The sequence below is a fragment of the Actinophytocola sp. genome (assembly GCF_035634895.1).
Classification (GTDB): Bacteria; Actinomycetota; Actinomycetes; order Mycobacteriales; family Pseudonocardiaceae; genus Actinophytocola.
In genome coordinates this window covers 43,684-67,879 of sequence record NZ_DASQCC010000243.1, presented here as the reverse complement: position 1 = coordinate 67,879, position 24,196 = coordinate 43,684, and the positions used below count along the sequence as shown (strand labels likewise).

Genomic DNA, 24,196 nt, shown 5'->3' with positions numbered 1-24,196 from the left:
GCCGGGTAACCAGGCGGGCAACATCGAGCCGGCCGGGGACGGGGGTCGCGGCGCGGACTGTCCGCAGCGCGGGCGTGAGCCGGCCCAGCAGGTGCAGCAGGGTGACCACCGACCAGCCGCCGGTCGCGATCTTGTGGACGAGGAGGGCGTCGACATGCAGGCCGGCCACGGTCACCAGCGGGGAGTCGACGGCGACGAGCACGAACCCCGATCCGAGCAGGGCCAGGGTGAACAGGACGACCAGCGGGCCCAGCAGCCGCAGCGGCATCGGCGGGGGACCGGCGCGGCGGTAGGCCGGCTGGTTCGTGTAGTAGCGGACGACGCGCCACCCGGTGGTCGCGGTCTTGAGCAGAACCGGCGGCACCAGCAGCACACCGACCGCGACGTGCCAGTCGATGAGGCCTTCGATGTCGAACACCGACACCAACTCGGCCAGGAAGAGGACCAGCAGCACCAGTCCCGTCCACGCGGTCAGCCGCGCGTTGCCCGCCGGGCCGCCGGTGCCGGGGGCCACCGGGTCGGTCCGGATGCCCCACCGGGTCACCGGGGCACCGCGCTCTCGAACCGGTCGTCCGGCCAGCGGAGGATCCGCCAGCTCACGTAGCCGCAGACGCCGATTCCCGGAATGGTCAGCAGCGTGTCGGCGATCCCCAGCGCGACCACCTGTCCGGTCAGGTACAGCGGCACCATCACCGCGGTGGCGAAGCAGAACTTCGCGAAAAACACCGCCGTGCACAGGTTGTAGCGCCGTCGCTGAACATGGTTCCGGCGCCAGCCGGCGCGTTCTCGGCGCGCTGCCGTGACGACCAGCCCGATCAGTGGCCACCGGAGGAGCATGGACGCCCCGAACACCGTTGCCGCGACGACGTTGACCACGACTCCCAGGACGTAGAAGTCGACGCCGTGCCCCGTGCTGCCGGCCAGCGCCGTGGACACCGCCACGACGGCCAGCCCGCCGGCGGCCTGCCAGTACTGGCGGCGGGTGAACACCCGGATCACCGCGAACACCAGCACACCGACGACGGCGACCAGTGCGGAGGTCAGGACCCGATCGGTGAGCAGGTAGGCGATGAGGAACAACGCCCGGGAGGCGATGACCTCGGCGAGCGTGTGCCAACCGCCCATCGCGGTGAACAGGGAGGGCGGTTTCTGGCTCAACGCGGCGATGTTCACGCGGCACCGGTTCCGGCGGCGGTCCGGTCGAGCGCTGGTGTCGACGTGGGGCGGGCGGGGAAGCTGTCGCGGCGCATCGTGTCCTCATAGGAGCCGATCGCGGCATGCAGTTCCTGCTCGCCCCGGGCGGCCCGGACCAGGGCGTCGCGGAGGCGGTGCGCGTCGCGCATCGCCAGGTTGCCACCGAAGCCGGGCGCGGGGTGGATGGCGTCGCCGAGCAGGGTCACCGCGCTGGCGGGCCACGCCGGCATGGCCGGGATCGTCCCGATCCGCAGCGCGACCGTGGCGTACGGCCACGCCGCGGCGACGACCAGGCGCAGCACGGGATGCAGGTTCGTGGCCAACCGCTCGGCCCGGTGCCACACCGCGGTGGGCGACGCGGCCGAGGAGAGCTGCTCCTGTGTGGCCGCCAACGCCCACATCACGTACTCCTCGACCTCGGCGGCGGCGCGTTCGTCCATGGCGGGCAGCCACCGCGCCCGCGCGGCGCTCGGCTCCTGGGGGAACCGCAGCACGCCCAGCGCCATCATCGTGTCGTCGCTCCGGAGGCTGGCGGGGCTGTGACCGATCAGCGCGGGCAGACCGGTGCCGGCTATCGCACGCAGCGGCGTCGCGCCCATCAGCATGCGCCTGCCCGTGTCGGCCACCCGCACGTGCGGCAGGTACTGACCGCGCACCACCGACCCGACGCCGTCGGCGCCGACCAGTACGTCGGCGGTGTCCGCGCTGCCGTCGGAGAACCACGCGCGGACGGTCCCGTCGCTGCGCTGCTCGAACCGCGTGCACCGCGCCCCGAACCGCACCGCGTCCGCCAGCCCGGTCAGCAACACGGCCCGCAGCAGCGGCCGGTGTGCCTGCCGGCCGGGCCACGTCGGCGTGCCGTCGAGCGGGCGGGCACCCATCACCGCGAGCTGTCCGTCCATTTCGGACAAAGCGAGAGCTCGCTCACGTGGTCCGCCCATGGCGGCCTCCGCCATCGCGAGGTGCCCCGGTGGCAGGCAGGCACGCAGCGCCGTCATTCCCCGGTCGTCGACGTGGAGGCTGATGCCCTGCCGTCGCGCGCGTGGACGGTCCTGCTCGTACACCGCGACCTCGATTCCCGCCTGACGTAACCCCTGAGCCAGCGTCAGGCCGCCGAGACCGGCGCCGACCACGATCACGCGCATCCGGAACCACCTTTCTTCATCGGTTGATGAAGAACACTGTACGGATGGTCGACGGCAAACTCCACCCACCGATGAAGAATGTCCGCTAGACTGCGCCGGTCATGGCAGAACATGGTCGTCCCGGCCGCTGGCGGTCCGGCGCGGAGAGCAGGCAACGGATCCTGGAGACGGCCCGTGCGCTGTTCCACGAGCACGGTTACGCCGGCACCACCGTGCGCGCGGTCGCCGCTCGTGCGGGGGTCGACCCGGCCATGGTGTTCTACTTCTTCGGTACCAAGCAGGGCCTGTTCACCACGGCCCTGGAGATGCCCGCGCACCTCCCGTCCACGGTCGAGTCGATCTTCACGGGCGATCTCGACGGCATGGGCGAACGGATCGTCCGCACCCTGGTGGACAGCCTGGACAGGTCCGGCCAGACGCCACTGGTGACACTGACCCGGTCAGCCGCCACCCACGACCCGTCCGAAGCGTTGCTCCGTGAGTTCATCGACCGGGAGATCACCGCCCGGCTGGCGGCACTGCTCGACACGCAGGACGCCGCGCTGCGGGCCGGCATGGTGAACGTCCAGATCCTCGGTCTCGCGGTGGCGCGCTACATCGTGCGCATCGAGCCGATCGCCTCCGCGTCCGTGGACGAACTGGTGGTCCGGTTCGGTCCGCTGGTGCAGCAGTGCCTCACCGGACAGCTGGCGTCGTCGTGAACGTGGCCGGAGGAGCACGGTCGTGGAGTCCGAGATGGCTGAGGGCGTGTGGATCGGGCGCAGGGGTGAGGGAGCTGGCGTGATGAAGGCGTCGGCCTCAACGCCGATGAGGGGGTTGTCGTTCACGAATCGGTTCGCCGTGCGCCGGTGCCGTGTGACGTCCGCCCGCGAGCCGCGCACGGCGAGAGGTGCCGTCATCGCGGGAAGATCGGCCACGCGGCACACAGTGGAGCCATCGCGCCTGCCCTCCACAGCAGTCAATAGGGTTCATCCACATGGCCACGAGGACCACGACCGTCAACGACATGTCGATCGACGACCTGCTTGAACGCGCCGCCGAACTCAAAGGCGAACTGGTGGCGTTCGCGCAAGGGCCTCGCTTCGCGCGGCGGCTGGACGCGGTGCTTTTCGAAGCCGCTGAGGACGACGGCTTTCTCGACGAAGGCACCACGATCCAGGTGATGGACTACTTCATGTTGCAGCGTCGCCTGTCCGACGGGCCTACGGTGCTCGAACGGTTCGTCGGCCAGCGGCGGCCGCCGCTGGCCGACCACGAGCGGGAGATGCTGCTCGGCTGGCACGACGTCGTGGAAAGCTGCTTCGAGGTCCGCCGGTTCGACGGTGACGCCGTCCTGTTGCACAACCTGATCGACGACCTCGTCTACCGCGTCTACTCCAACATGGGCCGGACGGGGTTCGCCACCGTCCGGGTGGGCATGTTCGTCGTCGGGCGGATCGTGCCGCTGCACCCCGCCACCGACGTCTGGATGGTGACCGGGGCCTACACGCCCTATCCCAAATCAGCCAGGCGGCAGCTTGCCGAGGCCGCCGCGCACCAGCTCACCACCCATCCGGAACTGCTCCGCCGCAACCCCGCCGTGCTACAGAAAGCCCGGGAGATCCAGGCCGCGCACCGCGCCGACTTCATTGACCAGGTCGGCGCCGACATCACCGTGCTGCCACCGCTCGAGGCCCAGGAGACACTGCGCGAGCACTTCCGCCGCCAGCGGCAGCGGGCACTGGCCGGTCTCGACGCCGGGCGAGCCGCGAAGGTCGGTCCCGCACCCGAACCGCGGCTGCCCGAGGACATGCTCGCCGCCGACAACATCGCCCTGGTCTACGACGAGGTCGAAGGGCTCAACCAGTACCGCGACTTCGGGCACCTGGACGACCTGTTCGCCAACCCGAGGCCAGCCCGCGACCGCACGAACCTCGCGCTGCTGCGTGAGTACCTGAACGACGAGTCGGTCTCGCCACTGGCGATCCGCCGGCTCGTCCAGCGCCACCCCGACGGTGCCGACCCGGTTTTCCGTGCCCTGCTGCGCAAACCCGGCTTCACCTGGGCACAGGACGGTGAGAAGCTGCTCCGCCGGCACAAGAAGGCTTTCTTCGACCGCGAACCGACGCCCAGCGTCTCCGCCGTCGGTGAACGTCTCGCCGAACTGCTTCGCGCCGCCGGGCAGCGGACTCGGGCCGGCATCCGGTGGCCAGCGGGGCTGACCGTCCTCAGCCGGCGGTGACGAAGAAGCCGGCGACGTCGAAGATGAGGTCGACGTGACCGCCGCTGTTGAGGAAGTTCACGGTGTGGTCCGCACGGGCGGGGTCGTAGCCGATCCCGACGGTGACCGCGTTCGCGGCGGTCTGGCCGCGGGCGAGGTTCAGGGTCGACGCGGTCGGTCTCGGGCTGCCGCCCGGCCAGGCCACCACGTACTGCAACGTGGTCGGGTCGGTGCCGGTCAGGTTGGCCGCCACGGCGTCGATGTCCGGACCCCAGCCGGTGAGCGAGATGCCGCTGGCGCCCGGCCGCGGCCCCGAGCCGTCCACCCGGGTGTCCATCGCCCGGATCGGGGACACGGCGACGAACTCGCTGCCCAGTCCCGTGCGGTAGTAGCCGACCAGGTCCGCGACGAGGTGCACGTTGCCGTTCTTGTTGAACAGGCTCACCCGCCGGTTGGCGTTGAGCGCCACCGTGACCTGGTTCGGCACGGCCTCGTTGGGCCCCAGGTTCAGGTTCGACGTGGACGGCACCGGCTGGCCGGTGGGGTAGGCCGTCACGACGGTGTTCGTCGTCGCGCCCACCGCGGTCACGTTGAGGACCGCGGCCGTGGGCAGGCCCGACGCCGTCAGGTGCAGGTTCACGTCGACCACGCCGCCGGGACCGACCGGTGGGCCGGTCCGGGTGTCCAGTACCCGGACCGGAGCCTGGGCGGTGAACCCGGAGCCCTGGTCGGTGGCGTAATAGCCGGCGAGGTCGGCGACCAGGTGCGTGTCGCCCGCGCGGTTGTACAGGGTCACGTGTCGGTCCGGGCTCAACGCGACGGTCGCCGCGTTCGCCCTGGTCTGGCCGGGTGCCAGGTTCAGGTTGGACGCCTCGGGCAGCGGCTCGTTCGAGGGGTAGACCGTCACGTACGTGACGGCCGTCGGGGCTGTCCCGGTCACGTTCAGCACCACCGCCACCGCGCCGGCGGGCGTCTGCCCCGACAGGTCCACCGTGACCGTGGCGCCCGGGCCCACGGCACCCCCGGAGGTTCTGGTGTCCAGCACCCGCCGCGGTGTCACCGCGACGTACCTCGACGCGTCCGTCGCCGCGGTGAACCGCCGGCTCGCCGGCGGCGCGGCCTCCGCGGGGGCGGCACCGGCCAGCAGGACGACCGCGACGGCCGCCAGGACACCAGATCTTCGACTGTTCATCGACCTGTCCTCAGTGGATCCGGGCACGGACACGACTTCACCGTGTGTGCCGAAGTGGCTGGCTGGTGTGGCTCCACCGGTTCCAGACGACCGCGTACACCGGGCCGGAGATCTCGCCCGACCAGCCGCAGATGGCGCCCTTGTCGTTGATGCCGTTGGCCATGTTGAGCGAACCGGCGAGATTGCCGAGATCGGTGACGTTCCCCGCCGGGTCCCATCGGGCGGCACGGGCATAGGCCCAGGAGCCAGGATGGACCGAGTGGGCTTCCGAGGTGCCGACGATGACGCCGGCGCGGTTGATCGCGTTCGCCCGGGTCGGGTACCCGAGGCCGCTGAGCTGAATGCCGTGTCCCTGCTGGTCCCAACGGATTGGTTGCTGCTCAGTGAGGTTCGGGTCGACCGTGTGGCCGACGACCACGCCGTCGTCGTTCATCGCGGTGGGCAGGCCACGGAGTTGGAGCACGGAGGCGCGCCCCAGCCGGTTCCACCTGACCGCGTCGGTGCCCCGGACACCGGCGACCGTCCCCGCGTTGTTGACCACGGTGGCCTGGCTGTCGACGGCGCTGATCGGGCCGCCCAGGTCCAGGCGCCGGTCAGCGGCGTCCCACGTCACCGCGTGGGTGAAGTGCGTGTCGCTGACGACCACGTCGGAGTGGCCGGCCACGAGGCCCTGGTCGTTGACGGCGGCGGCGTAGCTGAAGGCTCCGCCCCGAAGCATCGGCAGTTCGGTGACCCGGCCCTGGGGGTCCCAGCGGACGGCGTGCTGCCCGCCGTCCGTGGCGGTGGCGAAACCGACCACGGTTCCGGACTCGTTGACGTCCGTGCCGTACGTTTGCGGCATTTCTGGAAGATGTTGCAGGGTGACCAGATTTCCCTGGGGATCCCACAGCAACGCACTGCTGAGGCTGCTGCCCTCGTTGCGATAACTGTTGCCGATGATGAATCCACTGTCGGTGATCTCGCGCATGGAGAATGTCGCGGAGGGTCCGGGCGGGGCGGGCAATGTGGTGATCCTGCCGATGGAATCCCAGCGCACCGGCGTGGTCCAGTCGTACGTGCCGATCACCGTGTACGTGTTGTTGATGTCCGTCGCCTGGGTTCCGCTGGCGCCGGAAGGCCCGCGCAGCACCATGGTTCCCGGCATCGCGTTCGCGACCGGCGCGGCGACGGTCGCCGAGATGGTGACAGCTGCGACCAACAGGACAAGCCTGTGTGTTCTCATCTGGTGTGGACCTCCCACCGCGGCGGCCGCATGGTCCGGGCGGCGGAGCAACAAAGAATTCAGTGTAGGGGTCGGCGGTATTTCCCGCAAGCGCGAAGAGCTGGCAACAATATGCACGTTGTGCCGTGAGTTCGTTTTCGGGAATGCCCGCGCCCGAAAACCCGGGGAAACCGTCGGCCGCCGGCAGAATTCTGCCGGCGGCCGACGGTTTTCGGGTGTGACCGCCTCAGCGCAGCGGTCGGTCGGTCCAGCCGGCGAGGTCGGGGTGGAGCGTGAGTGCCGGGTAGACGCCCAGCACCCCGTCCGGGGCGAGGGGTTCCGCGGCGGCGGCCGTGCCCGCCTCGATGAGGATGCTGATCTGGAGACCGTCGACGTCGTCGACGAACAGGCGGTCGGCGTACTCGGGCACGCCGAGGTGATCGGCCTGGACCTGTTCCCGGCGGGCGGGGTGGCCGCCGACGGTGGTGTTGGGATCGTGGGCTTCGGCGGGGTTGGCCGGGCGGACGACCACGCTCAGGCTCGGGCCCTTCCCGTCCGCCTGGGTGTTCAGGTCGAGGATCGTGGACCACGGCTCGTCGGGTCCGTTCCGCGTCGACTGGCTGGACGTCGCCCGCAGTGCCGGGGACAGGCCGGTGAGATGGAACGGGAACCGGATCCGTTCCGTGCCGCCGACACGTAGTGCGCCGGCGATCCGTCGCATGGTCGCGCGGACGTCGCCGGTGAGGCCGTCCGCGGACAGCTCGGCCCAGCCGCCGGTGGCGTAGCGCCACTTCAGGACGACCTTCGCGGGCTCGCCGGGCACGCCCACCCAGTACGCGGGCGCGCCGTCGACGGCGGGTGCCTCGGTCACCGGGCCGTACTCCACGGTCGTCTTGCCGTCGGGTGACTGGGCCTCCGCCGGCCGTTCGGTCAGCGGGACGGCCCCGGCGGCGTAGAGCCGCACGCTGACGTTCACCACGGGCACGGGCCGGTCGAGGGAGCCCGGCACGTGCTCCGTCGCGCTCAGGTCGACCCTTTCGGTGGTGATCGACGTGTTCTGCCAGGTGAGTTGGGGTTGCGCCGGCAGCCAGCCGAAGGACGCGTAGCGGGTCAGCGGGTCGAACCGTGCCGGCGCGTCCGTCGCCGGCACGGCCGCGGCCGGCGTGGCGGGTGGTGGGCGCTCGATGACGGCATAGGTGACGCCGGCGGCCACGCCGGCGACGAGGACCGACGCCGCGACCGACGTCCACGTCCTGGCTCGGGACCGGCGACGGGCCATGGTCATCGCGTGCGCCACGTCCACCCGGGACGGTGGCGGTGGCGTGTCGGCCAGGTCCGCCAACAGGGTGCGGACATCCAGGTCCTTCATGAACGGCTCCTCTCCACGGCCGGCGCGGCCGGCGACGGTGTGTCGGCCAGAATGCGTCGCAACGCGTTCAGGCCACGGGCGGTCTGGCTCTTGACGGTTCCCGGGGAGCAGCGCAGGACCTCGGCCACCTGGTCGACGGTCAGGTCGCAGTAGTACCGCAGCACGAGCGTCGCCCGCTGCCGCGGTGCGACCACGGCCAGCGCCGTGCGCACCGCGACCTGGCTGGCCTGGTCCGGCGTTCTGGCCGGGGTGTCCGGCGGGTCGGCCGTCAGCTGGACACGCGACCCCCACCGGCGGCGCTCGCTGATGAACGTGCGCACCAGCACCGTGCGGGCGTAGCCGTCCGGGTTCTCCATCCGTGAGATGCGCGGCCAGTGCTTGTAAAGCCGCATGATCGCCGTCTGCACGACGTCGTCGGCGTGGTGCCAGTCCTGGGTCAGCAGGTAGGCGACCTGTCGCAGCCACGGCAGCCGCGCCGTCACGTAGTCGGCGAAGTCGCGGTCGCGCTCGTACACAGTCTCTCCCGTCCTTGGGGACTCCACACCGCTAATGTGCCGGCGGACGCCCAGGTTGCACGGGAAGGACGGAGATGTCAGGTCAGCTGTTGGAGGCCGATCACGGAGAGCAGGCGCAGGGCCTCGTGGGCCGGGGTGTCCGGTGCGGCGGTGAACAGGACCACCTGCTGGTCGCGTTCCGGCACCGTCAGGATGTCGCACATCAACGTGAGCGGGCCCAGCTGCGGGTGGTCGATCGTCTTCGTCAGGTGGCGCTCGTCCGAGACCTCCGAGCTCGGCCACAGCGCCGCGAACTCGGGACTCCGCCGCATCAGCTCCCGGACCAGCTCCTGGGTGGCGGGATCGTGCGGGTACCGGGCCGCGGTCGCACGCAGGTGCCCCGCCGCGAACCGGCCGAAGTCGCCGTCGTCGGTGATGCCGTAGTGCCGGCGGGGACTGTCCGGGTGCAGGAAATAGCGGCGGATCATGTTGCGTTCCCGCCTCGGCTGCGCCGAGAAGTCCTCCAGCAGCGCCGCCGCCAGCGGGTTCCACGCCAGCACGTCGTACTTCGCGTCCAGCACCACCGCCGCCGTGTCCGGCATTCGCTCGATCAGGTCCAGGATGCGGTCCGGCACGTCCGTCGACGGGCCCGGCGGCTCCACCGGCTGACCACCCAGCGTGTACATGTGGGCACGCTCGGCGTCGTTGAGCCGCAGCGCACGCCCGATCGCCGCCAGCACGTGCCGTGACGGGTGCGGCCCCCTGGCCTGCTCCAACCGCGTGTAGTACTGCGTCGAGATGTGCGCCAGGTGCGCCACCTCCTCACGCCGCAGTCCCGGCGTGCGACGCGGTCCGTCCGCCGGGAGCCCCACTGCGGCCGGCGCCAGCCGCTCCCGGTGCAGTCGCAGGAACCGGCCGAGCTCGTGCTTGTCCACACCTCCAGCATGACCCTCCCGGCGCCGCCCAGCCAGGTATCGCCAGGGCCTGTCAGGGGGCCGCGGCCAGGACGCATGGTCGAGGCATGGGAATGCTCACTGACAAGATCGCACTCGTCACCGGCGCCAGCCGTGGCATCGGCGCCGCCGCGGCGCGCCTGTTCACCGAGGAAGGCGCCACCGTCGTCCTCACCGCACGCACCGAGAGCGCGCTCAAGGCCATCGCCGACGACCTGCCCGGCGCGTCCTACGTGGTCGCCGACCTCGGTGACGTCGCGAGCATCGAACGCGCCGTGGCCACCGTCGTCGAGCGGCACGGCCGGCTCGACATCGCGTTCAACAACGGCGCGGTCGGGGTGCCGCCGCATCCGGTCGCGGACTTCCCCGAGGACGACTTCGACCTCGTCCTGCGGGTCAACCTCAAGGGCGTCTTCTACGCCGTGTCGGCCGAGGTGAAGGCCATGGCCGGCAACGGCGGCGCCATCGTCAACACCAGCAGCGTCGGCAGCCTCATGGGGAACCCGGCGCTGCCCGCGTACGGCGCGGCCAAGCGCGCCGTCAACAGCCTCACCGAGTCCGCGGCCGTGACCTACGCGAAGGACGGCATCCGCGTCAACGCCATCGCGCCGGGTCTCACCATGACCGAGATGGTCGAGGACTGGAACCGGCACGACCCCGGCGTGATCGACCGGATCGTCGCGGGCACCCCGCTCGGCCGGGCCGCCCAGCCGGAGGAGATCGCCCAGGCGGCCGCCTGGCTGCTCAGCGACCGCGCCTCGTTCGTGACGGGCGTCGTGCTGCCGGTCACCGGCGGCACCGCGGTCTGACTCACAGCCAGCCGCGGCGCTTGAAGATGTGGTAGAGGCCGAAGCAGGTGCACAGCATGAGCGTGATCGCGAACGGATAGCCCAGGAGCCAGTGCAGCTCCGGGATGTGGTCGAAGTTCATCCCGTAGACGGTGCCGATGAGCGTGGGGGCGAACAGGATGGCCGCCCACGCGGAGACCTTCTTGATCTCCTCGTTCTGGTCGTAGCTGGCCTCGGTGAGGTGCTTCATCTCCTCGTTCTGGGCCTGGGTGACCAGGGTCGCGTTCACGGCGAGGATGTTGGAGAGCAGCAGGCGGAAGTCGTCGACCCGCTCGGTGACGGTCGTGAGGTGGTCGGTGACGTCCCGCAGCTTCCGTTGCAGCTCCTCGTCGGTGCGGTACTTCGTGAACCCGGCCTCCAGCGAGGCGAGCACGCCGAGCAGCGGGTGGGTGGCGCGCTGGAACTCGATCACCTCGCGGGACAGCTCGTAGATGCGGCGGGACACCTTCGGGTCGCCGCCGAACACCTCGGTCTCGATCTCGTCGATGTCGTTCTGCAGCCCGGCGATGACCGGGGCGTAACCGTCGACGACCGCGTCCAGCACGGCGTACAGCACGGCCTCCGGACCGAGGCGCAGCAGGTCGGTGTCGCCCTCCATGCGGGTGCGCACCGCGGCCAGGTCCGGGGCCTCGCTGTGCCGCACGGTGAGCACGAAACCCGGCCCGAGGAACACGTGCAGCTCGCCGAAGTCGACCTCCTCGGTCTCGTCGACGTAGCGGGCGGCCCGCAGCACCGCGAACAGCGTGTCGCCGTAGCGCTCCAGCTTCGGTCGCTGGTGGGCGACGATCGCGTCCTCGACCGCCAGCTCGTGCAGCCCGAACTGCTCGGCCAGCGTCAGCAGCTGCTCCTCCGCCGGCCGGTACAGACCGATCCAGGCCATGCTCGCCTCGTCGGGGAGGCTGCGCAGCGCCTCGGCCAGCGTCGCGGGTGAGGCGATCCGCTTCCCGTCCCGGTAGACGGCGCTGTCGACCACGCTGGCCTCGGGTGGCACCGGTGCCAGGTTGGGGTGCGTGCTCATGGACCGCTCCGGCGCCGCCGGCTCCTGCTGGTCGCCGACGGGGGAGCGGCGTGGCCGCAGGAAACGGAGCCGGCTGTCGGGCATGTCTGCTCACCTCCACGGCTACTTTTCCACGCCGGGCGTGTTCATGCTGGCCGTGTGCCCGGCGGACCGGGCCCGGCGCTGGATTTGTCTGGATCGGACTGTGCCAGCCGGGACACCCGCGGTTCGCGGCGGTCAGGACGATGCACGGCGTCGCGGAGGACATTCCGGATCCCGCTACCCGCGGCTTCGCCGGCGGAGGTGCGGAAACGGTTGGCGCGGGGGTGTTCTCCGGCGGTGGTCGTGGCGGTGGTCGGCAAACCCTCGATTTCCCCACGTGCTGTGGTGGCGCGGGTGGTCGGACAGGTGGTAAGGCGAAAGGCCCGTGTTCGGTCTGGTGGACGAAGTCCTGCCTCCCAATGGAGTATTTAACTTTCAATTTTGTGCGTTGCGTGAGTGGCTGTGTGCGGTGTCACCGTGGAGCCGGAAAGTTCCCGGATGTGGGAACGTCCGCATTGCGAAAAACCATCGTGTCCGGAGATGGCACATATCCGCTGGTCCGCGCGCTGTGACACCCGTTTCGCCGGGCAAGATCTGTGGGTTGCCCGGGGAAGGTGGTGCCGCTACGATGGCGCCTGCGCGCTTGGCTCCCGTGGAAGTTGTTGGGAAAAAACCGAGAATCCTGCGAACTGCCGGCGCATGAGAGGACTTAATGAGAAAGCCATTCTATGGCGTGTCAAACGCGCGTAGGTTAAGGCTCAATCGACTATTTCGAAACAACCCGCAGCGCACGATGATCGTGCCGCTGGATCATTCTTTGACGGTTGGTCCCATTCCTGGCGGTGGAAAAGGGCTCAACACCCTGGTCGGCCAGCTCGCGGTCAACGGCGCCGACGCGGTGGTGCTGCACAAGGGAAATATCCGATTCGTCGATCCAGCCTGGTTCAAGCAGCTGTCGCTCATCGTCCATCTGAGTGCCAGCACCGTACACGCTCCCGATCCCGACGGAAAGGTGCTCGTCGGGACGGTGGAGGAGGCCCTGCGGCTCGGGGCCGACGCGGTCAGCGTCCACGTGAACGTCGGCTCGCGCGAGGAGGCGCGGCAGATCGGCGACCTGGCGGTCGTCGCGGAGTCGTGCGACCGCTGGAACATTCCCATTCTGGCGATGATGTACCCGCGCGGTCCCGAGATCGCCACCCCGACGGATCCCGGAATGGTCGCGCACGCCGTGACCCTGGCGGTGGAGCTGGGCGCGGACCTGGTCAAGACCTACTACGTCGGCTCCGCCACCGAAATGCGGGAGATCACCGCCGCCGCACCGGTTCCGGTCCTGGCCGCCGGTGGACCGCGAGCGGGTGACCGGGAAGGCCTCATGGAGTTCGTCGACGAGGTGCTGCTCGGCGGCGCGGCGGGTTTGGCCGTGGGGCGCAACATCTTCGAGGACGCGAACCCGGGGGAGCTGACCCGCCTGCTCGCGGAGCGCGTGCATGGTGATCTCGTGCCGCCGGCGCCCGCCGAGTTCGCCAGCTGGCCGACCGAGACCATCAGAATCCAGTACGGAACCGCCGCACCACCGCGTGCGGCAAGAGAAGGATCACCGCTATGAAGCTCACCTGGGTCGACGTCCGCGCGTCCGACGCCAAGTCGGCCGTGATCGAGGAGGCGCTGCACCAACGGGTGGACGGAGTGGTGTCCGACAACGTCGCCGACTTCGAGGGGCTTCCGCCCACCATCAAGAAGGTGCTGTTCCCGCAGGGCACCAGCCTGCCCGAGGACCTCGGCCAGGTCGACGTCGTCATCGTCGTGCCCGCCGAGCACGGCGAGCCCGCAGGCTTGGCCGCGGCACACCCCGACGTCGAGTTCGGCCGGTTCGTGGAGGTCAAGGACCCGGCCACGCTGGAAGAGGCCTGCGAGTCCGCCCGGCACAGCCCGTGGACCCTGCTTCTGTTCCGGGATCCGACGAAGATCCCGCTGGAGATCGTGATCGCCGCCGCGGCGGGGGCGACCGGCAGCCTGTTCACCGTCGCGCAGGACGTGCAGGAGGCGGAGATCATCTTCGGCGTGCTGGAGCACGGCTCCGACGGCGTCATGCTCGCGCCGGGCGCCGTCGGCGACGCCACCGCGCTGAAGGCCGCCTCCGTCGTGGACAGCGTGGACCTGGAGCTGGTGGAGCTCACCGTCACGGCCACGACCCACGTCGGCATGGGTGAACGCGCGTGCGTCGACACGTGCACGTACTTCCGTGAGGACGAAGGCATTCTGGTCGGCTCGCACTCCAAGGGCATGGTCCTGTGCGTCAGCGAGACCCACCCGCTGCCGTACATGCCCACCCGGCCGTTCCGGGTGAACGCGGGCGCCATCCACTCCTACACCCTCGGCGAGAACGAGCGGACCAACTACCTCAGCGAGCTGAAGTCCGGCAGCAAGGTGACAGCGGTCGACGTGAAGGGCCGGACCAGGGTCGTCACCGTGGGCCGGGTCAAGATCGAGAGCCGGCCGCTCATCTCCATCGACGCCGTGGCGCCGGGCGGCGTCTCGGTGAACCTGATCCTGCAGGACGACTGGCACGTAAGGGTTCTCGGCCCCGGCGGCGTGGTGCTCAACAGCACCGAGCTCAAGCCGGGCGACACGGTGCTCGGCTACCTGCCCTCGGCGGACCGGCACGTCGGCTACCCCATCAACGAGTTCTGTCTGGAGAAGTGACGGCATCGCCACGAAGATGAGGTTCCACAGATGACCGTCACCGGGGGCGACCGGCGATGATCGCCCTGGACGCGTTGGGGCCCAACGGTTCCTATCGCACACGGAACCGCCTGACGATCACCGACGTGGCCGGTGGGCCGCTCGCCGAGCTCAGCCTGGTGCCGCCGCTGTTCGTCACGCGTGCCATGGCCACGCTGCGCAAGGTCCGCCCGCTGCCCCTGGACAAGCGGGTGACCGCCCTCATGGAGGCGGGCGAGGCGTTCGCGACCGGTGAGGTCGACGGGATGACGGCGGCCGAGTACCGGCACACGGTCAGCCGCATGTCCGGCATGCCGATGCCGGTCGTGCGGGCCGCCGCGGAGAGCATCGCGCTGCGTGCCGCGAGCGCGTACGACAACCTGCAGGCGGCCCGTCCGGTCGGCGCGGTGAACGACTGGCGTGACCCGAGGACCGGGCGGGGCGCGGCGGGCTGGATCCGGCGCGGTGAGGTGTTCGCGGTGCATGCCGCCGGCAACCACCCCGGGGTGCACGCGGAGTGGCTGGAGGCGGTCGCGGCCGGCTACCGGGTCGCCGTGCGGCCGTCCAGGCGGGAGCCGCTGACGCCGTACCGGCTGGTGTCGGCGCTGCGTGCGTGCGGGTTCGGCGACGACCAGGTGGTGCTGCTGCCGACCGACCACGGCGTGGCCGACGAGATCCTGCGGAGGGCCGACCTCGGCATGGTGTACGGCGGCCAGGAGGTCATCGACAAGTACGCGGCCGACCCCACGATCCTGCCGAACGGACCGGGCCGCTCGAAGATCCTGGTCACGGGCGACTGGCGGGACCACGTCGACCTGATCGTCGACTCGGTGAGCGCACAGGGCGGCACGGCCTGCGTCAACACGACGGCCGTGTTCGTCCAGGGCGACCCGGGCCCGGCCGCTGCGGCCATCGCCGAGCGGCTGGCGGCGATCCCCAGCCTGCCACCGGAGGACGACAAGGCGGTGCTTCCGGTGTACCCGCTGGCGACGGCACGGGTCATGGAGAGCTACCTGCTGGCGAAGGCGTCCGGCGCGCGGGCGCACCTCGGCGGTGACGGGGTGGTCGACGAGCTGAGCACCGGCGGCGCGCTGCTGCGGCCCGCGGTGTTCGAGCTGGCCGACCCGTCCGCGGCACAGGCGCGGGTCGAGCTGGGTTTCCCGTGCGTGTGGGTGGTGCCGTGGACGCGCGAGGCCGGCGTCGCGCCGCTGCGGGACACTCTCGTGCTGACCGCGGTCACCGAGGACGAGGGTCTCCTCGACGAGCTCATGGCCGAACCGACCATCCGCAACCTCTACATCGGCGACCACCCGACGTACCTCATGGCCCCGGGCGTCCCCCACGACGGCTACCTTGGCGAGTTCCTCATGCGCAGCAAGGGTGTCATCCGCGACTGAGGCGGGGTGCCGGGCCGGCACCCCGCTCAGCTCAGCTGTTGGGTCTTCGCGCCGCCGGGGTCGGGAGCCGAGCCCGACCGGGTGACCAGGTTCCTTGCCCACACCTCGTTGAAGCCACCGAGGAAACCGACGCCGCCCCAGAAGAAGAAGGCCTTCACACCGGTGTCGTCGTCCGGCACGTTGAACACCGTGACGATGCTTCCGTCGATGAGGAAGAGCAGCGCGGCGGCGAACAGCCAGCCGAGGACGATGCGGAACGCCGCGGTCCGCAGGGTGACGACCCGGTAGTCGATCCTGTCCGTGTTGCTCACCCGCAGGATCGTGCTGACCACCGCGCCCGCGGCGCCGCCACCGATACACACCAGCACGTCCCGCAATGCCGACAATGTCTCGGACGGAATCTCCTGGTTGTCACCGCGCAGGGAAAGGAACAGGCGGATGACGGCAATCGCTATCAGTGCGACCGCGGTGAGCACCACCGCGCTGATGGCGACCCCGAGGTACAGGCCGGTCGCGTAAAGCCTGCGCGCGGTCTGCTCGGCGCGTTCGTTCAGGAAGCGCTTGACCCTGCCCGCCTCCTTTTCGAGCATCTGCTGCGTGTTCTCCGGTTTGTCCTCCGCCACGTGGATGGTGCTGCGAATCATTTCCAGACAGGTGTCCAGATCCCGGCCGCGCAGGTAGAGCTGCGCCTCCAGATAGGCCTTGTTCAGCTCCCCGACGGGCCCCGGGTATGTCTTCCAGAGGGTACTGAGCCGGCCGTCGTGCACGAGTGAGTCCTCACGCAACGGCGTGATCCGCGACCTGCCACCCCAATGGGTCTGCCATTCCGCGCGCTCCTGGAGAAACGCCCGTGCACGATCCTCGGCCGCGGTGACGATGTCCGCCGTCTTCGCCGTGTCGGTCGCCCCGAGTGCCGCGCCGACCGCATCGACGATGATCTTCTGGCAGTCGTTCCTGTCCTGCCGGTGCAGGTACAGCCGCGCCTCGACATAAATCGTGTTGAGCCGTTCGAATATCGGCCGATGTGCCCGGGAAAGCTCGTCGTACTCGGGCAGCCGGCTGCGTAACCGGGAATCGTCGCGCAACGGCTTCGCCGTGCGCCAACGCAGCAACCTTCGCCTCATGCTGGCACGTTCGGGCAGAATCATTTCGCACCCCCACGGTCGACGTTGCCGTCGTTGTGTGTCGTGTACGGGGCTGAAACGGTTACGGTTCGATCGAATTGAGGATCGCGGTGTGTTCGGCCGCCGCCCGCCGCCGCGGCTCCCGTTCCGGTCCCGCCGCCTGCCGCGGCCTCGAACCCGCATCGCCGGCTCAGGTCACCCGGTCACGCCTTGACATCAGCTCGAACGTTTGTTCGACTATGGGGGGAGCCCGACGGTGAGTCCGCGGAGGGGAGGGCCGACTCGTTGTGGGCGATTTCGTCATGAAGTCGTTTTGGAGGTGAATCACCCCGGGCCTCGCCCTCTAATTGCTGAGGATGCCCGGGATGGTGATCTTGCGTGTGCGCTTTGAAAGGTTTGCCGATTTCTGGTCGGGTCGGCCAGTCTTTCCGCCATGCCTGACGCAATGCCCGCCGAGACGGGCCGGTGGTTCCTCGCAGAAGGCATTGACGACCTGCCCGCACATGTGCGCCTTGCCGGGGCGTTCCTGCCGCGCCCTTTACCGTCAATGGTGCGGCTGCAACCGCAGACCTACCGGATTCTCGCGGAGGCGGAACAGGCGATCGGCCGGTTGGACGAGGCCGCGGCACGACTGCCCAACCGTGCCGGTCTCGTGCGGTTGGCACAGCTTCGCGACGTGCACGGCTCCGGCGAGCTCGGCGGCGTCTTCGCGGCATTGCGGGAACTGCTGCTCGCCGATCTGCCGGGCTCGGCCGGCGAGCCTGCGGTCGACCTGAACCTGGCGCGGCACCTACGCGCGAACGACGAGGCGGTGACGTGGGTCCGCGCGGGCGGCTCGCTCAACCTCGCACTGCTGAGCCAACTCGGCGCGATCATCGACGGCTCGCTCGACTCACTGGGCTTCATCGACGGCGAGGACGTGAGCGAGGTCAGCTGGCGCACGTGGCCAGGTCGGCTTGGTGGTCCCGAACCACACGACGCCTACCTGCTGACCGTCCCACCCGGCGCGGAGCTGCAGACCAGCGGCATGCAGTGGTCCGCGTGGGTCGACTCCGGCTGCGAGGCGCCGCTGCTGGCGAGGGTCGGGTTGGGCCACTACCAGCTGTCGGTCCTGTCGCCGGTGGCACACGCCGGCCATCTTTCCCGGCTCTACATCACGCTCGCGCTGATTCGGGAAGGCGCGCTGCGCGACCCGCTGCTGCCCGTGTCCGAATGGCTGAGCCGGCACCGCGACGAATACCGCGACCGTATTCTGGACATGGTGCACAAGGGTGACCTGGACGGATTCCTGGTGTTCTTCGCGTCCGGCATCGCGGCCCTGTGCCACGGCCAACTGCGATTCATCGAGCGCGCGGAGCGAATCAGCGAGGAACACCTCGGCAAGCTGGGCAAACGCATGGACGGAATCGTGCGGGTCACGCGCGACCTGGCCGCCACCCCGCTCACCACGAACCTGCAGATCTCCCGGCGCAACGGCATCACCGTGCAACAGGCCGCCGCCCTGACGAAACAGCTCGTGCGGCTGGGCGTGATCCGCGGCATGAACGGCCGGAACCATCCCCAGGTGTTCACCGTGCCGGAGGTCATGAGCCTGTTCGAGCTGAGCTACCCGACCCCGCCGGACGGCGACGACGACGTGTTCGAGTAGGTCGGCTCGGTCGCCAGCAGCTCCCGGACCTCGTCGGCGGCGGCCTCGTCGACGTCGACGAGAATGGCGAGGGCCTGGCTCCACCGGCGGCGGGCGGCGCCGTGCTGTCCCTGCTCCCACCTGGTGCGCCCACACCACACCAGGACGCGGGCATGGGCCTCCCGCGCGCCAGCGACCTCGCTCAGCACCTCGTCGGCGCGGTCGAAGTACTCCGTCGCCGACCGCGGCCGGCCGGCGGCGTGCATCGTGGCGCCGACACTGGACAGGGCGTCCGCGATGCCGGCGGGGTCGCCGGCATCTTCGCGCAGGTCCACCAGACCCAGGTAGGCGTCGAGCGCCTTGCTCAACCGGCCCCAGTCGCGGTAGAGGTCGCCGAGTGCGCGGAGCACCGCCTGGCCGAGGTCGTCGAGCCCCTCCCGGCGGGTGATCGCCAGCGCGCGCACCCACCGTTCCTCGGCCCGCAACCGGTCACCACCCTCGGCGAACGTGGTGGCGCCCCGGTGCAGCAGGTCGACCAGCGCCACGGGGTCCCGGTCGGCGATGGCGAGCACCTCGCCGGCCTCGGCCAGCTCCGTCCACCAGGCCGGATCCCGCACCAGACCGGCGGCCGGCCAGACCGCGGCCGCGAGCCGGGTCCCGTGCCCGCGCCGCCCGTCCCGGTCACACGCCAGCACCGCGGCCACGACCTCCGCACCGTGCCCGGCCAGCCACGCGCCGACCCGCGCCGGCCCGTGCCGGTCGAGGCTCACCGCCTGAATGAGCTCGCGCGTGTGGTCCGACATGTCGGGTGTCACCACCTCCGTCGGCACCATAATGACCTACGGGCCCGACAAGGGGTTCACGCGACACGGCTGAGGGCCCCATCGCCGGTCCGTTGCCCGAGTACGTCGACCCTGGCAGGTTGCTGGTATGAGTCCACTGAGGACGGCGGTCATCGGCTTCGGGACCGCCGGGCGCGTGTTCCACTCGCCGTTCATCGCCGCGGATCCCGACTACACGCTCCACGCGGTCATGACGAGCCGCCGCGACGAGGTGCGCGCCCGCTACCCCGAGGCCCTCGTGGTGGACAGCGCCGACGCGCTGCTCGACCAGGGGCTGGACCTGGTGATCATCGGCTCGCCGCCGGCCACCCACGCGGAGCTGGCGGACAGGTTCCTCGACGCCGGGGTCGCCGTGGTGGTCGACAAGCCGTTCACCGTCACCTCGGGCGAGGGCCGGGCACTCGTCGAGAAGGCCGACCGCCTCAGCGTGCCGCTGACCGTGTTCCAGAACCGCCGCTGGGACGGGGACTTCCGCACGCTCCAACGCCTGCTGGCCGAGAAGGCGCTCGGCGACGTGTGGCGGTTCGAGTCCCGGTTCGAGTGGTGGAAGCCCGACCGCGGCTCGTCGTGGAAGACGTCGACGCCGGTGACCGAGGGCGGCGGCATCCTGTACGACCTCGGCACGCACGTCATCGACCAGGCAGTGCGGCTGTTCGGCACGGCGGTCCCCGTCTACCAGGAGGTGGCCGGTCGCAGGAGCCTTGGCGGCGACGACGCCTTCGTGGTGCTGGAGCACGAGTCGGGTGTCCGCTCGCACCTGTGGATGAACGGCCTCGCGGCCCAGGTCGGACCGCGGTTCCGGGTGCTGGGCTCCCAGGCTGGCTTCACCAAGCACGGCCTGGACCCGCAGGAGGCCGCACTCCGCGCCGGCGCCCGGCCCACCGACCAGGACTTCGGCCACGAGCCGGCGTCCGCCTGGGGCAGGGTCGGCATCGACGGGGCGACCAGGGCGGTGCCGACGGAGGCCGGCCGCTACGCCGAGTTCTACGTGCTGCTGGCACGCGCCCTGCGGTCCGGTGACCCAATGCCAGTCGACCCGCGGGACTCGGTGCGGGTCGTCGAGCTGGTCGAACGGATCCTGGCGGCGGCGTGACCGCTCGTCGCGGCTACGCGGCCGGACAGCGGGCGCCGGGCCGGGGAACCGTCAGTGCGAGCAGGTAGTCGTCCGCGTAGGCGCGGGTGCAGGCGCTGCGCTGGTACACCGCGTGGCCGGCGCCCTCGTAGGTCACGAGTGCGGTGTTCCGCGGAGCCTGTCGATGGATGTCGAGCGCCCACGCGTACGGCGTAGCCGGGTCGTGCAGTGAGTTCAGCAGCAGGATCGTCGGCGCGTGCGGGATGTTCAGCCGGTGCGGCGGGTTCACCGGTGGCCCGGAGACCCCCATGCACGTCACCGCCTCGTCGTGGCCCAGGGAGCCGCCGAGCATGAGTGGCCCGCGCCGCAGCTCCTCGGCCCGCAGCGCCGAGTACTGCCGGTAGTCCCTGATCCGCAGGGCGAAGTCCTGGCACACGGTCGCCAGCCGGACCGAGTCGTAGTTGTACTCGAACTGTGCCGAGAACGGCGGTTGGCCCGCCGCCGTGTCGGCGATCAGCCGCGCGATGTAGTCGTAGTCCGGGCCGTACAGCTCGCCGAACACCCAGTCCCGCAACCAGTTGCGGGACAACGGTTGCAGGTCGGCGGCGGCGAGCGCCCGCTGCCACGTCGCCAGGACGTCCTGGCCGTGCAGCACGCAGGTGGCCGTGCGGTCGCACCAGCGCACGAACGCCATGAACGCGTCGTCCGCGGCGGCGGCCCGGTCGACCATGAAGTGCCGGAGATCGACGCTGTGGTCGATGTTGCTGTCCAGCACCATCGCACGCACGTGGTCGCCGAACTGCTCGGCGTACTGCTGGCCGAGCAGCGTCCCGTAGGAGATCCCGTGGTAGCTGATCTTCCGCTCGCCGAGCGCGCGGCGGACGGCGTCCATGTCCCGCGCGCCGGTCCCGGTGTCGGCATGGTCGAAGATCGGGCTGTTCTGCGCCCGGCAGCCCGCGATCAGCTGCTTGTCGTAGGCCCGGAAGGCGTCGAACTCGGCCCGGTCGACCGGTTCGCCGCTCGGCCGTGGTCCGGTCGGGTCCGGGCACCGGATGAACTCGCTGCCGCCCGTGCCGCGCATGTCGAAGCCGACGAGGTCGAACCTGGCCAGGACCGCCGGGCTGAAGTAGGTGGTGGTGAGCGCGAACTCCGCGTTCGATGTGCCGGGACCGCCCGGGTTGACCAGCAGCACACCGATTCGGTGCGCCGGGTCGGTGGCCCGGTGCCGCGCCACCGCGAGGTCGACCGTCGCGCCCCGCGGCCGGTCCCAGTCCAGCGGCACCCGCAGGGTTCCGCACTCCCCGTCCGGGAAGTCGATGCACGGGCCCCAGCCGATCGGCTCCGGCGACCACGCCGGCTCCGCCGCCGCGGTGACCGTGCCGGCCGAGAGGAACGCACTGGTCAGGACTGCCGCGAACATCCGCATGGCACGCAAGGCCTAATCCACCTCCGTTGGTACCCCGTCGAATACCCCGTAGCTGACCACCCAGTACGCGACGTAGAGCCCGAGCAACACCCAGCCGTGCCACCGCCGCAGCCGCCCGGTCGACAGGAAGACGGCGGCGGCCCCGGTCAGCACGACCAACACCGGCAGGTGCCAGGAAAGCACATACCGGCCGACCGTGAGACCGCCGGTCAGCAGAATGATCCCGAGCTTTCCGGTGACCGAGAAGACCACACTGCCGATGACGTTCCCGACCCCGATCTCCGGCGCCCCCCTGCGGACCGGCTCGACGGTCAGGAACACGTCCTCGACCGTCAGCACGAGCGTGGCGATGGTCGCGCCGAAGAGCGTGCCGTCGAGCCCGTAGGTCGCCAGGATCCCGCCGGTGCCGATGCCGACGGTCGCGGATCCGACGACGAGCCCGCAGACCGCGAGCACCGCGAACCCGATCCCGGCCCACCCGGCCCGCCTTCCGGTGCTCTCCAACACCTCCGTGTCCCGGAAGACGGGCTTGTCCCGCCGGGGCTCCCGCACGGCGACATAGCCGATGAAGAGCACGAACAGCGCGAGCAGCACGATCCCGTCGACGAGACCGAGCGGCGTCAACGCGAACACGACCATCACCAGCGGCGCGGCGGCGAAGATGACGAGGTAGTCGCGCGGCACCCGCACCTCGGTCGGCGTGAGGATGGCCGCGAGCGCGAGCACGATCCCGACCAGCGAGAGCGCCGTCCCGAACACGGTCCCGAGCGCCACGTCGCCGAGGTCCTCGACGTTGAGCGCGACGCCGAGGAAGACGTCGTCGAACTCGATCCCGGTGAAGACGACGGCGAGCAGGAACAGCGAGATCCGCAGACCGCGGGCGATCGTGACGAGCTGGTCGATCAGCTTCTCCGCGCTGTAGACCAACAGCACCGCGCCGGAGATGAAGACGAAGACGTAGTCCATGGGTCACACGCCGAGCAGCCGTCGTACTTCGGGCGCGTGCCGCCGCGACACCGGGATGAGCTCCGGCGCCCGCGGATCGGTGATGAGGAACAGCTCGCCCTTGCCCCCACGCTCCACCTCGGCGACCCGCCCGAGGTTGACCAGGAACCGCCGGTGCACCCGGCAGAACCCGTGCGCGCGCAGGAGCTGGTCGACGTTGTCCAGCCCGCGAACGGCCGCCTGCAACCGGCCCCGGTCCGTGCTCAGCCACACGGTGTTCCGGTCGGCCTCCGCGTAGCGGATCTCCGACGGCACGAGCACGACCAGCCGGTTGTCCCGCACCCCGATGACCCGCTTCGGCCCGCCGGCGGCCATGCCGGCGGGGTCGGTGTACTCCTCCCCGTCCTGCATCCCGAACTCACAGCACATCCCGACCAGCCGGTTGTCCGCGAACAGTGGCCGCAACCCCACCGCAACCGGGCCGTCCCGCACGACGACCCGCGCGAACCCGCGCCACCGCGGCTGTTCGAGCGACCGCCCGGTGGCCCACCGCACCACCTCGGACAGTCCCGGCACGTCCGGCCGCCACCGCCGCAGCGGCGCGACCACGGGACCGTCGAACGGCATCCCCAGCAGCGACACGGCCGCGGAGTTCGCGACGATCACCCGCCCGCCGAGGTCGAGACACACGTACGGCCCGTCGCCCGCCTCGGCGGCGAACCCGGCGACGACGCTTTGTCCGTCCAGCACCGCCCGCCGGTGCAGGTCAGACTCGACGCTGGCCGCGGCCTTCTCGAGCCAGACCGGCACCTGCTGGGGCAGCCCCGCACCCCACCGCGAGACATCGATCGTCGCGAGCGGGGTGCCGGTGACGACGTCGCGGATCGCGATCCCGGCACAGGCCCAGTCGTGGAAGCCCGCACACCAGTGCTCCGGCCCCGTCACCGTCACCGCGCCACGTTCCTCGAGGGCGGTGCCCATCCCGTTGGTGCCGGTGGTCCGCTCGGACCAGGCCGACCGCGGCGCGAGGTTGCTGTGCTCGGCGCGCCTGCGTGCCTCGGGTGCGCCGTAGGAGGCGAGGATCCGGCCCCATCCGTCGCTGACCGCGACGATCCCGCCCTCGTCGGCCATCTCCCGCCCGGCGAGCGCGGCCAGCCCGCCGACTTTGGTCAGGACCACGTCCTGGTCGAGGCGGTGCTCGTGGCGCTCGACCGCGCCGGGCGCGGACGTCAGCCGCGGGTCGACGTCGTACTGGTCGCGGCACCGCCACCAGGAGGCCAGGATCGCCGGCCGGACGCCGGCGACGGTGTTCTCGCCGGTCGTGAAGCTCTCCCAGGCGCGAGCCACGGTGTGTCGCGTAGATCCCCGGCCTCGCCCACCCGCCGCGCCGATAGCCAACGGAGGCTC

The 24,196-nt window shown here is 70.6% G+C and carries 22 protein-coding genes; 8 read left to right on the top strand and 14 right to left on the bottom strand.

Annotated features, from left to right (window positions below; translation table 11 throughout):
* From VET29_RS38135 to VET29_RS38125, 3 genes are all read right to left on the bottom strand, one after another.
* A partial coding sequence (locus VET29_RS38135) for a hypothetical protein (protein WP_324930214.1) occupies window positions 1-544 on the bottom strand: 544 nt, incomplete at its 3' end.
* Window positions 541-1,158 (bottom strand): DUF3159 domain-containing protein, encoded by a 618-nt coding sequence (locus VET29_RS38130; protein ID WP_324930211.1) that lies wholly within the window; start codon window positions 1,156-1,158, stop codon window positions 541-543. The genes VET29_RS38130 and VET29_RS38135, both read right to left, overlap by 4 nt.
* Window positions 1,159-1,169: 11 nt before the next feature.
* Window positions 1,170-2,339: an FAD-dependent oxidoreductase gene (locus VET29_RS38125; RefSeq protein ID WP_324930208.1), complete on the bottom strand. Its 1,170-nt coding sequence runs from the start codon at window positions 2,337-2,339 to the stop codon at window positions 1,170-1,172.
* A 101-nt stretch (window positions 2,340-2,440) separates the two neighbouring features.
* Here VET29_RS38125 and VET29_RS38120 point away from each other — a divergent pair, with 101 nt between their 5' ends.
* Window positions 2,441-3,040, top strand: a complete 600-nt coding sequence (locus VET29_RS38120; RefSeq protein WP_324930205.1) for a TetR family transcriptional regulator — start codon at window positions 2,441-2,443, stop codon at window positions 3,038-3,040.
* Window positions 3,041-3,315: 275 nt separating this feature from the next.
* Window positions 3,316-4,560 (top strand): hypothetical protein, encoded by a 1,245-nt coding sequence (locus tag VET29_RS38115; protein WP_324930202.1) that lies wholly within the window; start codon window positions 3,316-3,318, stop codon window positions 4,558-4,560.
* Here the strand turns inward: VET29_RS38115 and VET29_RS38110 are convergent.
* From VET29_RS38110 to VET29_RS38090, 5 genes are all read right to left on the bottom strand, one after another.
* On the bottom strand, window positions 4,547-5,731 hold the full coding sequence (locus tag VET29_RS38110) for a hypothetical protein (protein ID WP_324930198.1): 1,185 nt from the start codon (window positions 5,729-5,731) through the stop codon (window positions 4,547-4,549). The genes VET29_RS38115 and VET29_RS38110 overlap by 14 nt on opposite strands.
* Before the next feature lie 37 nt (window positions 5,732-5,768).
* A complete protein-coding gene (locus VET29_RS38105) occupies window positions 5,769-6,929 on the bottom strand; it encodes a hypothetical protein (protein ID WP_324930195.1) in 1,161 nt (386 codons plus the stop codon).
* A 250-nt stretch (window positions 6,930-7,179) separates the two neighbouring features.
* Window positions 7,180-8,301 carry a hypothetical protein gene (locus VET29_RS38100; RefSeq protein WP_324930192.1) on the bottom strand — a complete coding sequence of 374 codons (1,122 nt, stop codon included), beginning with the start codon at window positions 8,299-8,301 and terminating at the stop codon, window positions 7,180-7,182.
* Complete coding sequence (locus VET29_RS38095; RefSeq protein WP_324930190.1) at window positions 8,298-8,816, bottom strand: SigE family RNA polymerase sigma factor; 519 nt, start codon at window positions 8,814-8,816, stop codon at window positions 8,298-8,300. The genes VET29_RS38100 and VET29_RS38095 overlap by 4 nt, the downstream gene beginning before the upstream one ends.
* Window positions 8,817-8,893: 77 nt before the next feature.
* Window positions 8,894-9,730 carry a helix-turn-helix transcriptional regulator gene (locus VET29_RS38090; protein ID WP_324930188.1) on the bottom strand — a complete coding sequence of 279 codons (837 nt, stop codon included), beginning with the start codon at window positions 9,728-9,730 and terminating at the stop codon, window positions 8,894-8,896.
* Window positions 9,731-9,816: 86 nt separating this feature from the next.
* Between VET29_RS38090 and VET29_RS38085 the strand changes: the two genes are divergently transcribed.
* A complete protein-coding gene (locus VET29_RS38085; protein WP_324930185.1) occupies window positions 9,817-10,557 on the top strand; it encodes an SDR family NAD(P)-dependent oxidoreductase in 741 nt (246 codons plus the stop codon).
* Between the two features lies 1 nt (window position 10,558).
* Here the strand turns inward: VET29_RS38085 and VET29_RS38080 are convergent, their stop codons facing one another.
* On the bottom strand, window positions 10,559-11,698 hold the full coding sequence (locus VET29_RS38080; protein WP_324930182.1) for a magnesium and cobalt transport protein CorA: 1,140 nt from the start codon (window positions 11,696-11,698) through the stop codon (window positions 10,559-10,561).
* 649 nt (window positions 11,699-12,347) lie between these two features.
* On the opposite strand from VET29_RS38080, the gene VET29_RS38075 reads away from it, so the two are divergent.
* From VET29_RS38075 to VET29_RS38065, 3 genes are read left to right on the top strand one after another with little or no spacing between them, the layout of a single operon-like run.
* A complete protein-coding gene (locus tag VET29_RS38075) occupies window positions 12,348-13,241 on the top strand; it encodes a 2-amino-3,7-dideoxy-D-threo-hept-6-ulosonate synthase (protein WP_324930180.1) in 894 nt (297 codons plus the stop codon).
* On the top strand, window positions 13,238-14,338 hold the full coding sequence (locus tag VET29_RS38070) for a 3-dehydroquinate synthase II (protein ID WP_324930178.1): 1,101 nt from the start codon (window positions 13,238-13,240) through the stop codon (window positions 14,336-14,338). Before VET29_RS38075 ends, VET29_RS38070 begins: the two co-directional genes overlap by 4 nt.
* A gap of 56 nt (window positions 14,339-14,394) precedes the next feature.
* Window positions 14,395-15,753, top strand: a complete 1,359-nt coding sequence (locus tag VET29_RS38065; protein WP_324930175.1) for an aldehyde dehydrogenase family protein — start codon at window positions 14,395-14,397, stop codon at window positions 15,751-15,753.
* 26 nt (window positions 15,754-15,779) lie between these two features.
* Here VET29_RS38065 and VET29_RS38060 read toward each other — a convergent pair whose 3' ends face one another.
* Window positions 15,780-16,877 (bottom strand): hypothetical protein, encoded by a 1,098-nt coding sequence (locus VET29_RS38060; protein WP_324930172.1) that lies wholly within the window; start codon window positions 16,875-16,877, stop codon window positions 15,780-15,782.
* 433 nt (window positions 16,878-17,310) lie between these two features.
* Between VET29_RS38060 and VET29_RS38055 the strand changes: the two genes are divergently transcribed.
* Window positions 17,311-18,525 carry a hypothetical protein gene (locus VET29_RS38055; protein WP_324930169.1) on the top strand — a complete coding sequence of 405 codons (1,215 nt, stop codon included), beginning with the start codon at window positions 17,311-17,313 and terminating at the stop codon, window positions 18,523-18,525.
* Here VET29_RS38055 and VET29_RS38050 read toward each other — a convergent pair.
* On the bottom strand, window positions 18,483-19,307 hold the full coding sequence (locus tag VET29_RS38050) for a tetratricopeptide repeat protein (RefSeq protein ID WP_324930166.1): 825 nt from the start codon (window positions 19,305-19,307) through the stop codon (window positions 18,483-18,485). The genes VET29_RS38055 and VET29_RS38050 overlap by 43 nt on opposite strands.
* 127 nt (window positions 19,308-19,434) lie before the next feature.
* Between VET29_RS38050 and VET29_RS38045 the strand changes: the two genes are divergently transcribed.
* Window positions 19,435-20,439 carry a Gfo/Idh/MocA family protein gene (locus VET29_RS38045; protein ID WP_324930164.1) on the top strand — a complete coding sequence of 335 codons (1,005 nt, stop codon included), beginning with the start codon at window positions 19,435-19,437 and terminating at the stop codon, window positions 20,437-20,439.
* Window positions 20,440-20,452: 13 nt separating this feature from the next.
* Here VET29_RS38045 and VET29_RS38040 read toward each other — a convergent pair whose 3' ends face one another.
* From VET29_RS38040 to VET29_RS38030, 3 genes are read right to left on the bottom strand one after another with little or no spacing between them, the layout of a single operon-like run.
* Complete coding sequence (locus VET29_RS38040; protein ID WP_324930220.1) at window positions 20,453-21,844, bottom strand: alpha/beta hydrolase; 1,392 nt, start codon at window positions 21,842-21,844, stop codon at window positions 20,453-20,455.
* A 12-nt stretch (window positions 21,845-21,856) separates the two neighbouring features.
* Window positions 21,857-22,810 (bottom strand): sodium:proton exchanger, encoded by a 954-nt coding sequence (locus VET29_RS38035; protein WP_324930161.1) that lies wholly within the window; start codon window positions 22,808-22,810, stop codon window positions 21,857-21,859.
* A gap of 3 nt (window positions 22,811-22,813) precedes the next feature.
* Window positions 22,814-24,136 carry a DNA-binding protein gene (locus tag VET29_RS38030; RefSeq protein WP_324930158.1) on the bottom strand — a complete coding sequence of 441 codons (1,323 nt, stop codon included), beginning with the start codon at window positions 24,134-24,136 and terminating at the stop codon, window positions 22,814-22,816.
* Window positions 24,137-24,196 lie beyond the last annotated feature (60 nt).